Annotated in this window: 13 protein-coding genes; 10 read left to right on the top strand and 3 right to left on the bottom strand. The window is 71.5% G+C overall.

The window, feature by feature from the left end; all coding sequences use genetic code 11:
* Positions 1-37 precede the first annotated feature (37 nt).
* The 3 genes from AC1UKG_RS11420 to mutM are packed head-to-tail and all read left to right on the top strand — an operon-like array spanning position 38 to position 2,629.
* A complete protein-coding gene (locus AC1UKG_RS11420) occupies positions 38-1,018 on the top strand; it encodes a fatty acid synthesis plsX protein (RefSeq protein ID WP_018743083.1) in 981 nt (326 codons plus the stop codon).
* Positions 1,015-1,773, top strand: a complete 759-nt coding sequence (rnc, locus tag AC1UKG_RS11415) for a ribonuclease III (RefSeq protein ID WP_018813611.1) — start codon at positions 1,015-1,017, stop codon at positions 1,771-1,773. Before AC1UKG_RS11420 ends, rnc begins: the two co-directional genes overlap by 4 nt.
* Positions 1,766-2,629, top strand: coding sequence for a bifunctional DNA-formamidopyrimidine glycosylase/DNA-(apurinic or apyrimidinic site) lyase (gene mutM / locus AC1UKG_RS11410; RefSeq protein WP_018743085.1), 864 nt, complete (start codon positions 1,766-1,768; stop codon positions 2,627-2,629). Before rnc ends, mutM begins: the two co-directional genes overlap by 8 nt.
* Before the next feature lie 78 nt (positions 2,630-2,707).
* Here the strand turns inward: mutM and AC1UKG_RS11405 are convergent, their stop codons facing one another.
* The gene (locus AC1UKG_RS11405) at positions 2,708-4,081 is read right to left on the bottom strand and encodes a CAP domain-containing protein (RefSeq protein WP_482641744.1); all 1,374 of its coding nucleotides are present in this window, start codon (positions 4,079-4,081) and stop codon (positions 2,708-2,710) included.
* Positions 4,082-4,455: 374 nt separating this feature from the next.
* On the opposite strand from AC1UKG_RS11405, the gene AC1UKG_RS11400 reads away from it, so the two are divergent.
* The 3 genes from AC1UKG_RS11400 to AC1UKG_RS11390 all read left to right on the top strand — a co-directional run bounded on the left by AC1UKG_RS11400 (position 4,456) and on the right by AC1UKG_RS11390 (position 9,283).
* Positions 4,456-4,650 (top strand): hypothetical protein, encoded by a 195-nt coding sequence (locus AC1UKG_RS11400; protein WP_012181397.1) that lies wholly within the window; start codon positions 4,456-4,458, stop codon positions 4,648-4,650.
* A 416-nt stretch (positions 4,651-5,066) separates the two neighbouring features.
* Positions 5,067-8,663 carry a chromosome segregation protein SMC gene (smc, locus tag AC1UKG_RS11395; protein WP_482641743.1) on the top strand — a complete coding sequence of 1,199 codons (3,597 nt, stop codon included), beginning with the start codon at positions 5,067-5,069 and terminating at the stop codon, positions 8,661-8,663.
* Positions 8,660-9,283: an HAD-IA family hydrolase gene (locus tag AC1UKG_RS11390; RefSeq protein ID WP_475889256.1), complete on the top strand. Its 624-nt coding sequence runs from the start codon at positions 8,660-8,662 to the stop codon at positions 9,281-9,283. The genes smc and AC1UKG_RS11390 overlap by 4 nt, the downstream gene beginning before the upstream one ends.
* A gap of 3 nt (positions 9,284-9,286) precedes the next feature.
* Here the strand turns inward: AC1UKG_RS11390 and AC1UKG_RS11385 are convergent, their stop codons facing one another.
* Complete coding sequence (locus AC1UKG_RS11385) at positions 9,287-9,814, bottom strand: DinB family protein (RefSeq protein WP_018743089.1); 528 nt, start codon at positions 9,812-9,814, stop codon at positions 9,287-9,289.
* Positions 9,815-9,935: 121 nt separating this feature from the next.
* Complete coding sequence (locus tag AC1UKG_RS11380; protein WP_482641742.1) at positions 9,936-11,714, bottom strand: alkaline phosphatase D family protein; 1,779 nt, start codon at positions 11,712-11,714, stop codon at positions 9,936-9,938.
* A gap of 144 nt (positions 11,715-11,858) precedes the next feature.
* Between AC1UKG_RS11380 and ftsY the strand changes: the two genes are divergently transcribed.
* From ftsY to AC1UKG_RS11360, 4 genes are all read left to right on the top strand, one after another.
* Positions 11,859-13,082 carry a signal recognition particle-docking protein FtsY gene (gene ftsY / locus AC1UKG_RS11375; protein ID WP_482641741.1) on the top strand — a complete coding sequence of 408 codons (1,224 nt, stop codon included), beginning with the start codon at positions 11,859-11,861 and terminating at the stop codon, positions 13,080-13,082.
* A gap of 10 nt (positions 13,083-13,092) precedes the next feature.
* Positions 13,093-13,959 (top strand): aminoglycoside phosphotransferase family protein, encoded by an 867-nt coding sequence (locus tag AC1UKG_RS11370; RefSeq protein ID WP_018813616.1) that lies wholly within the window; start codon positions 13,093-13,095, stop codon positions 13,957-13,959.
* A 372-nt stretch (positions 13,960-14,331) separates the two neighbouring features.
* A complete protein-coding gene (locus AC1UKG_RS11365) occupies positions 14,332-15,546 on the top strand; it encodes a hypothetical protein (protein WP_018813617.1) in 1,215 nt (404 codons plus the stop codon).
* A gap of 325 nt (positions 15,547-15,871) precedes the next feature.
* Positions 15,872-17,245 carry an ammonium transporter gene (locus AC1UKG_RS11360; protein ID WP_018743094.1) on the top strand — a complete coding sequence of 458 codons (1,374 nt, stop codon included), beginning with the start codon at positions 15,872-15,874 and terminating at the stop codon, positions 17,243-17,245.
* The last annotated feature ends 10 nt before the right edge of the window (positions 17,246-17,255 follow it).

The raw sequence follows: 17,255 nt of genomic DNA, 5'->3' as shown, positions 1-17,255 counted from the left end.
CATCGCCACCGGCTGGCCTGTTCCGGTCGAGGTCCCGGTGGAGCCGGGCATCGTGCGGATCGCCGTCGACCTCCTCGGCGGGGACGACGCTCCCGCCGTCGTGGTTGACGGCGCTCTGCGGGCCGTCCGTGCCGACCCCGACCTACACGTCCTGCTCATCGGCCCGCCCGAGGCGCTCGGCGAGCTGACCGCCGCCCTTGATCCCGTGCAGCGCGCCCGGATCGCTCTGCGCCCCGTCGAACGGGGAGACCACACCACCGCGCGAGTCAACTCCACTGTTGGCGCCGCCGTGGACGCCGTCCGGGACGGCACCGCCGACGCGCTCGTCTCCGCCGGTTCGACCGGTGCCACCGTCACCGCCGCGGCCCTCGGGCTCGGCCGCTGGCCCACCGTCCGGCAGCCGGCCCTGGTCGCCACCCTGCCCGGGGTGAACGGCCCGGTGATCCTCCTGGACGTCGGCGGCTCGTTGGAGCCCCGCCCGGCTACCCTCGCCCGGCACGCGGCGCTCGGCGCCGCGTACGCCGCCGTCACGCACGCGCTCGAGTCGCCGCGGGTCGGGCTGCTCTCGATCGGCACCGAGCCCGGTAAGGGCGACCGCGCGCGACGACTGGCCGATCCCACCCTCGCCACGGTGCCGCTGCCGTGTGCCGCTCGCTACGTCGGCCTGGTCGAGGGGTACGACGTCGCGTCCGGCGCGCGCGCCGATGTGGTGGTCACTGACGGATTCACCGGTAACGTGCTGCTCAAGGCGATCGAGGGCGCGTACGCCATGACCGGTGGCCCACCGGCTGGCGGCCGGGTTCCCCGGGCCGCTGCCCTGCTCGGCGTCGCTGGCACGGTGGTGGTGTGCCATGGCGCTGCCCACGGAGGGGACATCGCCTCGGGTATCGCGTTGGCCGCCCACCTGGCCCGACGTGGGGCCACCGACCAGGTCCGTGCGCTCCTCTCCGATATCGGTGCGGAAGCTCACCCGGACCGCAACGACCGCATCACCGACACCGAGGTACGCACATCATGAGCATCGACAAGCGTCGGCGGCCGGCCGTCGGACACCTGGAGGCGGCGTTCGGCGTGGCGCTGGACCCGGAGCTGCTGGAGCGGGCGTTGACCCACCGCTCGTACGCGTACGAGAACGGCGGTCTGCCCACCAACGAGCGGCTGGAGTTTCTCGGCGACTCGGTGCTCGGCGTGGTGATCACCACCGCGTTGTTCCACAACCATCCGGACCTGCCCGAGGGGCAGCTGGCGAAGCTACGGGCCAGCGTGGTCAACATGCGGGCCCTCGCCGAGGTGGCCCGCGGTCTGGGCCCCGCCGGCCTCGGCCCCTACCTGCTGCTCGGCAAGGGGGAGGAGAGCACCGGCGGGCGGGACAAGGCGAGCATCCTCGCCGACACGCTGGAGGCGCTGCTTGGTGCGATCTACCTCGAGAGCGGCCTGGAGACCGTGGCGAGCGTCATCCATCGTCTCTTCGACCCGCTGATGGCCGAGTCGGCCGGGCGGGGCGCGGCGCTGGACTGGAAGACCAGCCTGCAGGAGTTGACCGCCGCGCAGGGGCTGGGCGTCCCGGAGTACCGGATCGAGGGCACCGGGCCGGACCACCTGAAGACCTTCACCGCCTGGGTGGTGGTGGCGGGCCGGCGTTACGGCGGCGCGGAGGGGCGGAGCAAGAAGGAGGCCGAGCAGCGGGCCGCCGAAGCGGCTTGGCGGACGTTGACCGCGCAGGCGGAGCAGGAGCCGGCCAGCGCCGGCAGCGGGGCGGCCGGCAGTGCCTGAGCTGCCGGAGGTCGAGACCGTCCGGCAGGGGCTGGCGCAGTGGGTGATCGGGCGGCGGATCGCCGAGGTGCAGGTGCTGCACCCGCGCGCGGTGCGCCGACACCTGGCCGGCGCCGCCCACTTCGCGGACGTGCTCGTCGGGACGACCTTCCGGGACGTGCGGCGGCGCGGTAAGTACCTGTGGCTACCGCTGGACAGCGGCGATGCGGTGATCGGGCACCTCGGCATGTCGGGGCAGTTGCTCCTGCAGCCGGCTGCGGCGCCGGACGAGAACCACCTCCGGGTCCGGTTCCGATTCGCTGCTGACGGACCCGAGTTGCGCTTCGTCGACCAGCGGACGTTCGGTGGGTTGCAGGTCAGTGCCGGGGGTGCGGAGCTGCCCGCGGAGATCGCACACATCGCCCGGGATCCGCTGGACCCGGAGTTCTCCGATGCCACCTTCGTCGCGGCGCTACGCCGCCGCCGGACCGAGATCAAGCGGGCTCTGCTGGACCAGACGCTGCTCTCCGGCGTGGGCAACATCTACGCCGACGAGGCCCTCTGGCGGGCTCGGTTACACGGCGCCCGGCCCGCCGACGGGCTGACCGGCCCGGCCGCACTGCGCCTGCTCGGGCACGTCCGGGATGTGCTCGGCGAGGCGATCAAGGAGGGCGGAACGAGCTTCGACGACCTGTACGTCAACGTCAACGGCGAGAGCGGTTACTTCGACCGGGCGCTGAACGTGTATGGGCGGGCGGACCAGCCGTGCCGGCGGTGCGGTGCGCAGGTGCGCCGCGAGGCGTTCATGAACCGGTCGTCATTCAGCTGCCCGCGCTGCCAGCCGCGGCCTCGCGGGAGGGGCCCGGCTCGCGGCTGAACCGCAAGCGCCCGGTTGAGGCAGCGGCGCTACCTCAACCGGGCACCCGGTCGGGACGAGGCGGACGACGACCCGTGGTCACCGGGGCGCGGCGAAGACCTGCGTCCAGTAGGGTCCGTTGCTGGTCGCGATGCCGATGCCGATCTCGGTGTAGGAGCAGTTCAGGATGTTCGCCCGGTGGCCGGGGCTGTTCATCCAGGCCTTCATCACCGCGGCCGGCGACTGCTGGTTCCAGGCGACGTTCTCCCCGATGGCTCTCCACTGGTAGCCGACAGCGTTGACGCGGTCGCCGAGGCTACTGCCGTTGCTGCCCGTGTGTGTCATCTTCTTGTTGTCGGCCTGATCCTGGCTGTGCCGCTGGGCGGCGGTCATCAGCTTGTCGTCGATGCTCAACGCCGCGCAGCCGGCCGCCGCACGCTCGACGTTGGCCAGGCGAACCACCTCGGCGGCGTCTTCGCTGACGTTGCCGTTGGTGGGCGTGGTGGGGGGTGCGGTGGTGCGGGTCGGGGCGGGCCGGGAGGTGGCGGTGGAGCGTGACGCCGTCGGGCTCGGCTTGCGACTGGGCGTCACCGACGGCGACGGTGCGGGTGCGCTCGTGCTCGGCGTGGCGCTGGGGCTGGGGCTGGCCGAGGTCGGCGTCGCGCTGGGGAGCGTACTCTCCTCGGTCGGGTTGGTCGCCACGATGTCGTCGATGGCCGAGGTGGGGCTGGTGTCATCGCCGCCGGCGAGGGTGACGGCGCCGACGCCGAGGCTCACCACCAGCATGGCTGCCGCCGCGGCTCCGCCGATGAGCAACGGTCGTCGGTTCCGATGGCCCGGTCGATCCTCGCCGGCCGGCAGGTCATCGGTCGGTGCGGCGGCTCCCGCGATGGGCGGCATGCTGGTCGTCGGCTCGTCGGCGGACCAGCCGGTCGACTTCGGGGGCGGCCACGCGCCGGCGGGCGCCGGTTGTCCGGTGGGGGTGGCCGCGCCGTGCCAGCTACCGCTGGGGTCGTCCTGCCCGCCCGCGAACCGCTGGCCGCGCCAGTCGCCCGGCTGGTCCTGCTGCCAGCTCCGGGTGGGCTCCCCGTGCTGCCAGCTCGGGGTGGCGTCCGAGCCCTGCGTGGGCTGCTCGTGGTAAGGCTCACCGGTGCGTCCGTGGTGTGGGTGCTCCGCGGCTCCCCAGCCCCGGACCGGCTCGGCGTCGGGCCGCCAGTGCGTGGTCGGCTGCTGCTGGTCCCACTGGCCGGTGGGCCGGTCCCACTCGTTGGCGGGCTGCTCCCACCGGTTGGCGGGTCGCTCCCATCGGTCGGCGGGCTGCTCCCCGCCGCCGGAGGGGCTGTCCGGCTCGTCACCGAACAGGTAGGCGGAGCGCGGTTCCGGGCGGTCTGTCGGCCAGGCTGGCTCGTCGGCCGCCGGTTCGGGTTGCCGACGGCTACCGTCCGGGTTCCTCGGGTCGTTCCAGCCGTACACGACGGGTCGCCTCCACGGGTTGAGGTGCGGGCCGGGGCGACGCTACGTCGCGGCCGCTTCCTGCGGCAACGTGGCTAAGAAAGAGTTAAGGGGAACCCGGACCTCAGGGGTGGGGAGTTGGCAGAAGTTGTGCGTACAGTTGGGTGGTCCGGACAGTGCATGTCCGCGCCGAAAGGCAACCCCCGTTAGGTGGACAGGTCGACGTGGAGATGGTTCACGGCCTGTAGCAACTTGACGAAGGAGGGGGTGCCGGCTCAATATGTAGGTGTCGCCAGTCGCGCCCGGTCATGCCCAGAATTTGCTGGAGTGACAGTCGCGTACTAACTGGGCGCGCGTTGGCCGGCTTTTCCGGCAGCGCATATCAAGGAGTCAACATGGCGAAGGCCCTGTACGGCCACGTAGGTGCGGCGCCCGATCGGCGCCTGCTCGACGAGGTCACCCGACTGCGTGCCACGGTTCAGGCACTCGAGTTCGAGATCACGCGGTTGCGTGCCGAGAACGATCGGCTCGCGGCGGCGGCAGCCGAGGCGGACGACCTGCTCCGTCTCGCCGAGCCCGCGCTGACCTGACCCACCAGGTCGGCACTGATCCGCAGTTCGCAGAAAACTGAATCGCACCAGGTAAGAAGCGCGCCGACACGACTGTGCCGGCGCGCGGTTCTGTGTACGCCGTCACCTGGTGGATTGCGCCTCCTGGGTACGCCATCACCCGAGCCGGCCGGCATTGTGGACCGGGCCGTCATCTGTGCCTCCGGTCACCTGTGTGTTCGGTCACGGGTTCCGGTGCCGGGGCGCCGAAACAATGCCCCCAGTCATCGTTTTTCTTGATCGGCCCGGGTGTGGAAACCTGAATCAGATATGACCGGCGGTGGCGCCGCAGGGCGGGTCGCGTGCGCGGTGCGTGCCGACTGCGGGTTAGTCTGCGGGTTCACCAGGTCCGCGCAGCCGGGCGACGGTACGGCGGCCACCGGACGAGGATCGAGAAGGTGCATCTCAAGAGCCTGACGGTCAAGGGCTTCAAGTCCTTCGCCTCAGCGACGACGCTGAAGCTGGAACCGGGCATCACCTGCGTGGTGGGCCCGAACGGCTCCGGCAAGTCGAACGTTGTCGACGCCATCGCCTGGGTCCTCGGCGAGCAGGGCGCGAAGGCACTGCGGGGCGGCAAGATGGAAGATGTCATCTTCGCCGGCACCGCCGGTCGGGCCCCGCTGGGCCGGGCCGAGGTGACCCTCACCATCGACAACACCGACGGCGCGCTACCCATCGAGTACACCGAGGTCTCGATCACCCGCCGGATGTTTCGCTCCGGCGAGAGCGAGTATGAGATCAATGGCGACTCCTGTCGGTTGCTCGACATTCAGGAGCTGCTCAGCGACTCCGGCATCGGCCGGGAGATGCACATCATCGTCGGGCAGGGTCGGCTCGACGGCATGCTGCACGCCAAACCGGAGGACCGGCGGGCCTTCATCGAGGAGGCGGCCGGTGTCCTCAAACACCGCAAGCGCAAGGAGAAGGCGCTGCGGAAGCTCGACGCGATGCAGACCAACCTCAACCGGCTCACCGACCTCACCGCCGAACTACGCCGCCAGCTCAAGCCACTCGGCCGGCAGGCCGAGGTGGCCCGCCGGGCCGCGGTTATCCAGGCGAACCTGCGGGACTCCCGGCTCCGACTGCTCGCCGACGACCTCGCCACCCTGCGTAGCACCCTGGCCAAGGAGATCGCGGACGAGACCGCGCTGCGCGAGCGGCGCGAGCGAACAGAGGCCGAGCATGCCGAGGTGCAGGCCCGCCTCGGCGAGCTGGAGGCGGCGCTCGCCGCGGATGCGCCGTTGCTCGCCGCGGCCCAGGACACCTGGTATCGGCTCTCGGCGCTGCAGGAGCGGTTCCGGTCCATGGAGCAGTTGGCCCGGGAGCGGCGGCGCCACCTCAGCGCCACGCCGGACGATGAACGGCCGGGCCGTGACCCGGACCAGCTCGAGACGGAGGCGGAGCACGTCCGCGAGCAGGAGGAGGAGCTCCGCGCGGCGCTCACCGACGACCAGATCCGGCTGGCGGAGGCGGTGGAGCACCGCCAGGAGCTGGAGCGGCAGCTCGCCGCCGCCGAGCGGGAGTTGGTTGCGGCGGCAAAGGCCAACGCCGACCGGCGGGAGGGGCTGGCCCGGCTGGCGGGGCAGGTCAACTCCGCCCGCGCCCGCACGGCCACCGCTGGTGAGGAGATCGAGCGCCTCAGCACCGCGTACGCCGACGCCCTGGCCCGGGCCGAGCGGGCCCAGGCCGAGCTGGACGCGGTGGAGGAGCAGTCCACCGAGGCCGATCGGGACAACGCCGGCCTGGATGCCCGCCACGCGGAGGCGGTCGCCGACCAGGAGCAGGCGCAGGCGGGGGTCCGGTCGTGCAGCGACGCCGAGCGATCCGCGGAGAAGGAAGCCGCGACCTGGAAGGCCCGTGAGGAGGCGCTCGCCCTGGGCCTGCGGCGTAAGGATGGCGCGGGTGCCCTGCTGGCTCGGGCCGGAGAGGTGCCGGGCCTGCTCGGCGGCCTCTCTGGGCTGCTCACCGTCGCGCCCGGGCACGAGGCCGCGCTCGCCGCGGCGTTGGACGGGCTCGCGGACGCCGTCGTGGTCAGCGGCGTGGACGAGGCGGCGGAAGCGATTCGCCTACTCAAGATCACAGATGCTGGTCGGGCTGGTCTGCTGGTCGGTAGCCCGGCCGGCCCCGGCATGACCGGCCCGGCTGACGCGCTGCGGCCCAAGCTGCCCGACCGGGCCCAGTGGGCGCCGGACCTCGTGGAGTGCGACGCACCGATCCGGCCGGCCGTACACCGGGCGTTGCGGGATGTCGTCCTCGTCCCCGACCTCGCCACCGCCGCCGAGGTCATCAGCGACAATTCCGAGCTGCGGGCGGTGACCCCGGAGGGGGACGTGCTCGGGGCGTACGCCGCCGCCGGCGGGTCGGCCAAGGCGCCGAGCTTCATCGAGGTGCAGGCCGCCGTCGAGGAGGCGCGGACCCATCGCGTCGCCGCCGAGCGGACCGCTGCGCAGCTGCGCGAGCAGCTGGTGCAGGCGCGGGCCGAGGTGGCGGTGGCCAAGGAGGCGGTACAGCAGGCCACCGCCGCGAAGCGGGAGGCTGAGGGGCACCGCAACGCCGCCGCTCGCCGGCTCGCCGAACTGGGGGCCGCGGCCCGGTCGGCGCGGGCCGAGACCGAACGGCTCGGTGCGGCCCGCTCCCGCGCCGTCGAGGCCCGCGAGCGGGACCTCACCAGCCTGACCGAGCTGGCCGAGCGGCTGCGGCTGGCCGAGGAGGCACCGGTGGACGTCGAACCCTCCACCGCGGAGCGCGATGAGCTGGCCGCGGCTCTGCCCCGAGCCCGGCAGAACGAGATGGAGGTACGGCTGGCGGTGCGTACCGCCGAGGAGCGGGTCTCCTCGATCGCCGGCCGGGCCGACTCGCTACGTCGGCAGGCCACGGCCGAGCGGGCCGCCCGGGAGCGGGCGGCGGCGCGGCGGGCGGTGCGTACCCGGGGCGCCGCGGTCGCCGGGGCGGTGGCCGCCGGAGCGCACACGGCGTTGACCCAGCTCGATGTCTCCATTGTCCAGGCGGCGCAGCAGCGGGACGCCGTGGCCAGCCAACGCGCGGCCCGGGAGGCCGAGCTCGCCGAGGTGCGCGGCGCCGCCAAGCGCCTCGGGGTGGAGCTGGAGCGGCTGACCGGCCAGGTGCATCGCGACGAGGTCGCCCGCGCCGAGCAACGGCTGCGGATCGAGCAGCTGGAGGCGAAGGCGGCCGAGGACTTCGGCGTGGACCTGGCGACCCTGATCGCCGAGTACGGTCCGGCCCAGCCGGTCCCGCCGACCGACGCCGAGGTCGCCGCCGCCGACCGGGACGGCCTGCCCGTGCCCGAGCCGGTCGGGTACGAGCGGGCGGTGCAGGAGAAGCGGGCCGCCAAGGCGGAGCGGGAACTGACCCTGCTCGGCAAGGTCAATCCCCTCGCGCTGGAGGAGTTCGCGGCGCTGGAGGAGCGGTACAAGTTCCTCTCCGAGCAGCTGGAGGACCTGAAGGCCACCCGGCGGGATCTGTTGACCGTGGTCAAGGATGTGGACGACCGGATCCTGTCGGTCTTCGCCAGCGCCTTCGCCGACACCGCCCGGGAGTTTGAACAGGTCTTCAGCGTGCTCTTCCCCGGTGGTGCGGGGCGGCTGGTGCTCACCGAACCGGACGACCTGCTCACCACCGGCGTCGAGGTGGAGGCCCGGCCGCCGAGCAAAAAGATCAAACGGTTGTCGCTGCTCTCCGGCGGGGAGCGGTCGCTGACCGCGGTGGCGATGCTGGTGGCGATCTTCCGCGCCCGGCCCAGCCCCTTCTACATCATGGACGAGGTGGAGGCGGCGCTCGATGACGTGAACCTGGGCCGCCTGCTCACGCTGCTCGCGCAGCTGCGGGAGAAGAGCCAGCTGATCGTCATCACGCACCAGAAGCGGACGATGGAGGTCGCGGACGCGCTCTACGGCGTGACCATGCGAAACGGCGTTACCCAAGTAATCAGCCAGCGGCTCGACCGAGCCGGGGGCGGGCAGGAGGATGGCGAGTGAGTCGGGAACGGGCGACGGCGTTGTTGGTGGACTTCGATGGGGTGCTGCGCCGCTGGGACCCGGCGGTCGCCGCCGGCGTCGAGCGGGCGTACGGGCTCACCGAAGGTGTCCTCGACGAGATCGCGATGTCCTGGGGTTCGCTCCAGCCGGTACTGACCGGCCGGGTGAGCCACGCCGAGTGGATGGCCAGTGTGGCCGCGGCGCTGACCCCGTCGGTGGGGGAGCAGCAGGCTCAGGCGGCGGTGAACGAGTGGCAGCGCTACCGGGGTGAGGTCGACCCGCAGGTGCTGGCGTTCGTCCGGGAGGTCCGGGCGTCCGGGGTCCCGGTCGGGCTCGCCACGAACGCCACCGACGTACTCGATGCCGACCTCGCCGCCCTCGGGCTCGAGGGTGAGCTGGATGTCGTGGTCAACTCATCGGTCGTCGGCACGCACAAGCCGGCGAAGGAGTACTTCGAGGCGGCCTGTGAGGCGCTGCGCACCGCACCGTCGCGGGTGCTGCTCGTCGACGACGACGACCGGGTGGTCGCGGGGGCCCGGGTGGCCGGCCTGTCGGCGCACCGCTGGAGCGGCCCCGGCGACCTGCGCTACCTGCGGGCCGCCCTGGCCCCGGCCGACTGACGGTCAGTCTCCGGTGACACCGTCGAGGCGTTCCCGGATCAGGTCGGCGTGGCCGTTGTGCCGGGCGTACTCCTCGATCATGTGGAGGTAGACCCAGCGCAGGCTGAGCTGGTCGCTGCTGCCGTCCCGCCGGCGCAGCGTGAACTCCTCGTCGAGGTCGCGCCCGGCGGCGGCGGCGTCGGCGGCCGCGATCTCGGCTCGGAAGGCCGCGAAGTCGGCCTCCGGGTCGGCGGTCTCCACCCGGAACTCCGCGTCCGGATCAGCGGTGAAGTCGAACAGGTCGGGCAGGTCCTGCCCGGCGAAACGCTGCCGGAACCACGCCCGCTCGACGTAGGTCATGTGCCGAACCAGGCCGAGGAGGGAGAGCAGGGACGGTTCGACGCTCGCGGTGCGTAGCTGGTCGGCGGACAGGCCCGCGCACTTGTGCAGCAACGTGTCTCGGTGGTAATCGAGCCAGCCGGTGAGCAGGGCACGTTCCGTACCGAGGAAGGGCTCGGGTCGGCGGTCGATCTCAGGTGCTTTCCAGATCATGCCCGTATCCTCGCGCAGCGGGTCCGGGACGAGCGCACTACCCCGGCGAGGGCTCATGCCGGCGCCATCTGGACCGGATTCGGCGCCGTCCGACGAGCCGGGACCGACTGTTGGCCGGGCGTCAGCCGCTGGTGAGCTGGTGGCGCATCACCTCCCGCAGCCCACCCGCGCTGGTGGTGCCCGCGATCGTCACCTCGGCCGTGCGCCCGTCGTGTCGCAGGGTGCCGATGGCGTTGCCGAAGTATGGTCCGGCCAGCTTCGTCCAGCGCAGCGCCGGCCGGCCGGTCCCGGTGGTGCGAGACAGCGCTCGGGCGGCCATGGCCAGGGCAGGTGACCAGCCCAACCGCAGTGGCAGGCGCATCCCGGCCGGCACCTGGTTGTGCAGTGGGGAGCAGGTGAGCTGGTGCACCGGGGTGACCACCGTGGGGTCGGCGAACCGGGCCCGGGCCAGGTACGAGTGGTGCACGTCGCCGCTGAGGACACTGATCGACGCCGGCTTGGCCCCCGGGGCGCGGTTCGCCGGCTGCCCGGGCTGCCCCGGCTGTCCGGTCCCACTCGGCTGCCCCGGACCATGTGGTTCACCCGGCTCACGGCGAGGCCGGGTCGCCGCGTCCGGTGTGCCGCCACCGATGCGGGCGAAGAGGGTGCCGAGCGCGTCGAAGGAGCGCCGGAACGCCGCCCAGTGCTCGAGGTCGACAGCGCGCCGCAGCTTCTCCGCCGCGTCGGCCACCCAGCGCCGCGGGGAGTCGGCGAGCACCTCGTTCCACGCCTCCACGTGGTGGATGCCAGGCGGTAGCAGCCAGGGCAGGGACGAGCCCACGACCAGGTGGTCGTAGCTGCCGTGGGCCTGGTCGACCAGCCAGGACCACTCGCCCGGCGGGAGCATCGCCCGCCGGCCCGGCTCCAGCACCCGGCCGCACCGGTTGTCGAGCATGACCAGGCGGGTCCGGCCGACATCGAGCGCGAAGCTCCACTGGTACTGCACCGCCCGCGACCGTTCCGGATCGTGCGCGAGGCCCGACTCCCGGTCGACCCGGCGACCGAAGTCGCGGAGTACGTCGGTGGCGTCCTCGGCGGCGGTCACCTTCAGGTAGAGCGGGTCGGCCGCGATCTCCGCCGGGGCGAGGTTGCCGAGGTGCTGGTAGACCCAGTAGGAGGCGAGCCCGCTGCTGATGCGCTCGCCCCACCAGGGCTGGGCCTGGGCGTCGGCGCGCCAGGCGGCGGAGGTGTTCCAGTCGTCCACGATCTCGTGGTCGTCGAAGATCATGACGCTCGGCACGGTGGAGAGCAGCCAGCGGGTCTCCGGGGCGCGCCACGACTCCAGGTAGAGCTTGGTGTACTCGTCGAAGCTGACCACCTGGTCCACCGGCGCGCCCACCGGCCGTCGCCGACGCCGCCGGAGTAGCCGTCGTACGGTCGGTGAGGTCTCGTCGGCATACACCTGGTCGCCGAGGAGCACCAGCAGGTCGGGCAGGTCCGCCGGGTCGGGGGTGGCGGCCAGCCCGCGGGCGTACGCGTCGAGCGCGTCCGGGGGCAGTTCGCGGCCGGTGGCGTGCTGGGTGGCTTCCCGGCACGAGCCGAACACCAGGCGTACTGGCTGGTCCCGGTCGTCGGCGGCCCGGGTACGGATGACGCTGGGCCGGTACGGGCCGGGCAGTGGCCAAACGGGTTCCCCGTCGAGCAGTACCTCGTAGCCGCTGATGGTGTCGGGAGTCAGCCCGGAGACCACGACCAGGGCATAGTGGTGCTGGTAGGCGGAGAAGGTGCGGGCGGTGCCGGTGGCGCCGTCGGCGGTCTGGACGGTGACGGTCGCCGGGGCGCTGGTCTCCACCCAGATGGTGGCCTGCGTGCCGACCACCCGGCGGAGCAGCGGGCCGACGAGCAGGTCTGCGGCGGGCATGGTGGGCCTCCCGATGAGCGTGTCGTCCCTGCTACCCGGCCGGCGGGTGCAGCAGTGGGTGCGGACGAGCCTATTGCCCCGCCGGTTTCCGGCGGCGGTGCGGTGGTGGAGACGCGGTCGCCCGCGTCTGACAGGATTTCGGGCATGACGGATTACCTCCTCATCGCACTCGCCCTGCTCGGCGTGCTGATTCTCGGCACCGTCGGGCTGGTGGCACCGAAGCTGCGTCGCCGTCGGGAGCCCCCGTTGCCGACGACGGAGGTCGAGACCCGCGCCGAGGAGGACCTCGCTGGACCGCCGGTCGAGGCGGCCGAGGCGGCCGAGGCGGAGCCCACCGGGATCCTGGTCGAGCCGCCGCCGGCCCCCCCGGTGCAGGTGCCCGAGGTCCCGGCTGAGGTCCCGGTGGAGGTCCCGGTGGAGGTCCCGGAGCCGACCGCCGGCCGGTTGGTTCGGCTCCGCTCCCGGCTGTCCCGCTCGCAGAACGTGTTCGGCAAGGGGCTGTTGGGCCTGCTCAGCCGGGACCGCCTCGACGAGGAGACCTGGGAGGAGATCGAGGACAGCCTGATCACCGCGGATGTCGGCATCGACTCCACCCGGGAGATTGTTGACCGGCTCCGCGAGCGGACCCGGGTGCTCGGCACCCGCACCGTCGCTGAGCTGCGTACCCTGCTCGCCGCCGAGCTGGTCAACGCCCTCGACCCGGAGCTGGACCGGGCCCTGCACACGGCGCCGAAGGACGGTGTGCCGGCGGTGCTGTTGGTGGTGGGGGTCAACGGGGCCGGGAAGACCACCACCTGCGGCAAGGTCGCCCGGGTACTGGTGGCGGATGGCCGGAGCGTGATCCTCGGCGCGGCCGACACGTTCCGCGCCGCCGCCGCGGATCAGCTGGAGACCTGGGCGGGCCGGGTCGGGGCGGAGACCGTCCGGGGCCCGGAGGGGGCCGATCCGGCCAGCGTCGCCTTTGACGCCGTCAAACGCGGTATTGAGACCGGGGTGGACACGGTGTTGGTCGACACCGCCGGCCGGCTCCAGAACAAGGTCGGCCTGATGGACGAGCTGGGCAAGGTCAAGCGGGTGGTGGAGAAGCATGGTCCGATTGACGAGACGCTGCTGATCCTCGACGCCACCACCGGCCAGAATGGTCTGGAGCAGGCGCGGGTCTTCACCGAGGCGGTGGATGTGACCGGCGTCGCACTCACCAAGCTCGACGGTACCGCCAAGGGCGGCATCGTGATCTCCGTGCAGCGCAAGCTGGGCATCCCGGTGAAGCTGGTCGGTCTCGGCGAGGGGAAGGACGATCTGGCTCCGTTCGACCCCGCGCAGTTCGTGGACGCGTTGCTGGGCGCCGAGGCCGGTGCGGACGCGTAACCCCACGGTGATGACCAACGATCGCGCCCACCCCGGGTGGCGCGACCCGCACCATCCGACCTCCCGCCTCGGGCGGCCTTATGTGATGGCACGAGAGATCCCGCTGCGCGGCGGCAATGTGAGCACGGTGGTCCGGGTCGGGGACACGGTCCGGCGCAACGCCGGCCCGTGGACACCGTCGGTGCACGCCCTGCTGCGGCACCTGGAATACGTGGGTTTTACCGGTGCCCCCCGGGCGCTGGGGATGGATGAGCGTAACCGTGAGGTGCTGTCGTACCTGGAGGGGGAGTGCGGGGAGTACCCGCTGGCCCCGCACTGGGTCACCGACGAGGCGCTGGTGACGGTCGCCACGATGCTGCGGATGTTTCACGACGCGCAGTACGGCCTCGTCCTGCCGGACGGGGCGGTGTGGCGTTCCTTCGGCCCGTCTCCGGAGAGCGAGGTGATCTGCCACCACGATGCCGCCCCGCACAACGTCATCTGGCGCCCGGACGGCACCCTCGGGATGATCGACTTCGATCTCGCCTCGCCGGGCTCCCGCATCTACGACGTCGCCTACGCCGCCTGGACCTGGGTGCCGGTCTTCGCCGACCGAGACTCGGTCACCCTCGGGTGGCGACGTCCGGACCGGCCGCGGCGGCTGCGGCTCTTCGCCGACGCGTACGGGCTCATCCCGCGCGACCGGCATCGGCTGGTCCGTACCATCCGCAAGCGGATCGTTGACCACGTGGAGGGCATCCGGCGGATGGCCGCTGCCGGTGATCCGGCCTTCGTGCGGATCGTCAACCGTGGGCACCTCCGTCGTCCGCTGCGGGACCTGCGCCTGCTCGACTACGAGCAGCACCTCCTTGAGGACGCGCTTCGGGCCCCGGGGTAGTCGTTCGGTGCTGCCGTGGCGGACGGTAGGCGGGTGCGGGTGCGGGTGCGGGTGCGGGTGCGGGTGCGGGGCGAGATCTGGTGGGTGAGCGCGCGTCGGTGTGTCCGTCGAGGGCGTCGTCCATTTCATATGGGTAGCTTTTTCGGGTTCATGTTTATTTGGGCGTCATGTCGGTTTTGCTCGGTGGTGGCTGCTACTGCCTGCCTGGTAGCCGAGGAACGCCAACCGGGCTACCCGGAGCGGTGCGTTCCTCGTCCATGACGGGGGAAGGGACACCGAAACGACATGAACCATCAGCACTGCACGCACGAACCGACGCGCCCCGACAGGGGGCGGGCGAGATCACGATGGTGGGCCGTCGGGCTCGCCGGTGTGGCCGGCCTGGCCCTCACCGCCACCATCGGGGTCGCCACCGCCGCTGCTGGCGCGGACGGGCGACCTGGTGCCCACAAGGGAGACCACCCGACGGGCATCCCCGTCCCCTGCGACGCGGACAAACTGATCGCCGCGATCACCCTCGCCAACGCCCGCGGCGGCGCTGTCCTCGACCTCGCCAAGGACTGCACCTATCTGCTCACCGCCGAACTCGACGATGCCGGCCTCCCCACCATCACCACCCCGATCACCCTCAACGGCGGAAAACACACCACCATCAAACGCGCCGCCGCGGTCGACCCGTTCCGCATTCTCGCCGTGGACGTCGGTGGTGACCTCACCCTCAGACACCTCACCGTCACCGGCGGGCAGACCGCCGGAGGCGACGGTGGTGGTCTCCTGGTGAACGCTGGTGGTCGCGCCACCCTGAAGCACGTCGAGGTCGTGAACAACGTGTCCGACCAGAACGGTGGAGGTGTGGCCAACAGCGGAACGGTTGTCGTCGAACACTCCAGCATCAGCCGCAACATCGCCGCCGTGAACGGTGGTGGTGTCTACACCACGGGTCAGCTCACGGTCCGGTACTCGCGGGTGGACAAGAACACGGCTAGCAATGCGGCTGGCATTGGCAGCGCCCCTGGTGCGGCGATCCGAGTGGAACACAGCTCCATCACGGGAAACCAGGCCGAGACCAGTATCGGAGGCATCCAGCTGGAGGGGATCGGTTACCTCGCCGATACGAAGATCGCCGACAACACCGCCGGCGAGACCGGGGGCGTCGCGGTGTTCGGTCAGACCACGATGCGACGCGTCGGCATCATCAACAACACCGCGAACGGGTTCACCGCGGGCGGGCTGTTCGTTGCGGCGGGGCTTCCGGTGTCCCCCGTGGCGGTCCTCGAGGACAGTCGGATCGAGGGCAACACCGCTGCCACCGACGGTGGGGGAATCCTCAACGGTGGGCAGGTGGTGCTGCGGCGGACCTCGGTCGCCGGCAACCAGGCGGGTGAGGAGGGTGGTGGAATCTTCAACTCGGCCACCGGTACGGCCACCCTGTTCACTTCCAAGATTATCAAGAACATCGCTGTCATCGACGGCGGCGGTATCTTCAACGAGGTGGGTGGAACGGTGAACCTGAACACCGCCACCGGCACCGTCGTCGTGAAGAACCGGCCGAACAACTGCGTCAACGTACCCGGCTGTTCCGGGTAGCGGTCCGGCCGCGTCAGATCCACCAGGGCCCCGTTCCCGCCGGTTTTCCGGTGGGAACGGGGCCGCTGTTGTGCTGCGTCAACACGGCGAAAGTCCGGTGTGGGCCTAGCCCCGGGGGTGCGTTCGGTCGGCGATCGGCTGGTCGCGGCCTCCTCCGTTCGGGTGGCCGCGGCCCGCTTCACACGTACGAAACACGTCGTCATCGATTGGAAATCGACGGGTGACGCTGCGGGAAACAGGGAGCGCGCAGGCTTCCGGGCAACCGGTGGACGGGCAGTGCTGCCTCGGAAGCCGTAAGGAGGGAACTTCACCTTAGGAGGCCAGCGTGCCTGAAGCACCGACCATCGACACCGGCAACACCGCGTGGCTGCTGGTCTCGAGCGCGATCGTGCTGCTCATGACGCCCGGACTGGCGCTGTTCTATGGCGGCCTCAACCGGGCCAAGGGCGTCCTCAATATGATCATGATGAGCTTTTCCGCGATCGGGCTCGTCAGTATTCTCTGGTTGTTCTACGGCTTCTCCGCCGCTTTCGGTGCGGACCGGGGTGGGGTCATCGGCGACCTCGGCCAGTATCTCGGCACCAAGACCTTCATGGCGGAGACCGACCTGTGGGGCGAGACCGGCATTCCGCTCTACGTCTTCATGGCGTTCCAGATGATGTTCGCCGTCATCACGGTCGCCCTGATCAGCGGTGCGATCTCTGACCGGGCCAAGTTCTCCGGTTGGCTGCTGTTCGTGGTTGGCTGGGCGAGTCTGGTCTACTTCCCGGTCGCCCACTGGGTGTGGGGCGGCGGATTCATCGGTGCGGAGCTCGGCGCACTCGACTTCGCCGGTGGCACCGCGGTGCACATCAATGCCGGGGCGGCGGCGCTGGCCCTGGTGCTGGTGCTGGGCCGGCGGCTCGGCTGGCCCCGGGAGACGATGAAGCCGCACAACGTCCCCATGGTCGCTCTCGGCGCCGGTCTGCTCTGGTTCGGTTGGTTCGGCTTCAACGCCGGCTCCGAACTGACCGCGGACCTGACCACCGGGCTGGCCTTCGTCAACACCCAGGTGGCGACCGCCGCCGCCGTACTCGGCTGGTTGCTGGTGGAGAAGGCGCGGGACGGCCGACCCACGCTGGTCGGTGCCTCCTCCGGCGCCATCGCCGGATTGGTCGCGATCACCCCGGCCTGTGCCTTCATCACCCCGTGGGCCGCGGTGCTGCTGGGCCTGGTCGCCGGGGCGGTCTGTGCGCTGGCGGTGAGTCTGAAGTATCGGCTGGGCTTCGACGACTCGCTCGACGTTGTCGGCGTGCACTTCGTCGGTGGCTGGATCGGCTGTCTGTGGATCGGTCTCTTCGGCACGTCGTCGGTCAGCTCGCTGGTCAGCAACGAGGGCCTCTTCTACGGGGGTGGGGTGGCGCAGCTGGGCGTCCAGGCGCTCAGCGCGGTGATCGTCACCGGCTACTCCTTCGCGGTGGCCTTCGTCCTCGCCGTTGTCCTGGAGAAGACGATCGGCTTCCGGGTCAGTAAGGAGGCCGAGGTCGAGGGGATCGACATCGCCGAGCACGCCGAGAGCGGCTACGACCTCTCTCCCGCCGCCGGTTCCGCCGGTGGCGGCGCGTTCGCGGCGGCGGGCCTGGCCAGCGGGAAGCCGGCCGGGGAGAGCAGCGCCGTAGAGCAGGTCGCGTCGGCCTGGTCGGCGGGCGGTCGGCGGTGAGCGGCGGGTC

The sequence above is a fragment of the Salinispora sp. CH2A1_6 genome (assembly GCF_056820975.1).
Note: the sequence above shows the minus strand (reverse complement) of the source record. Positions and strands in the feature narration are given on the sequence as shown.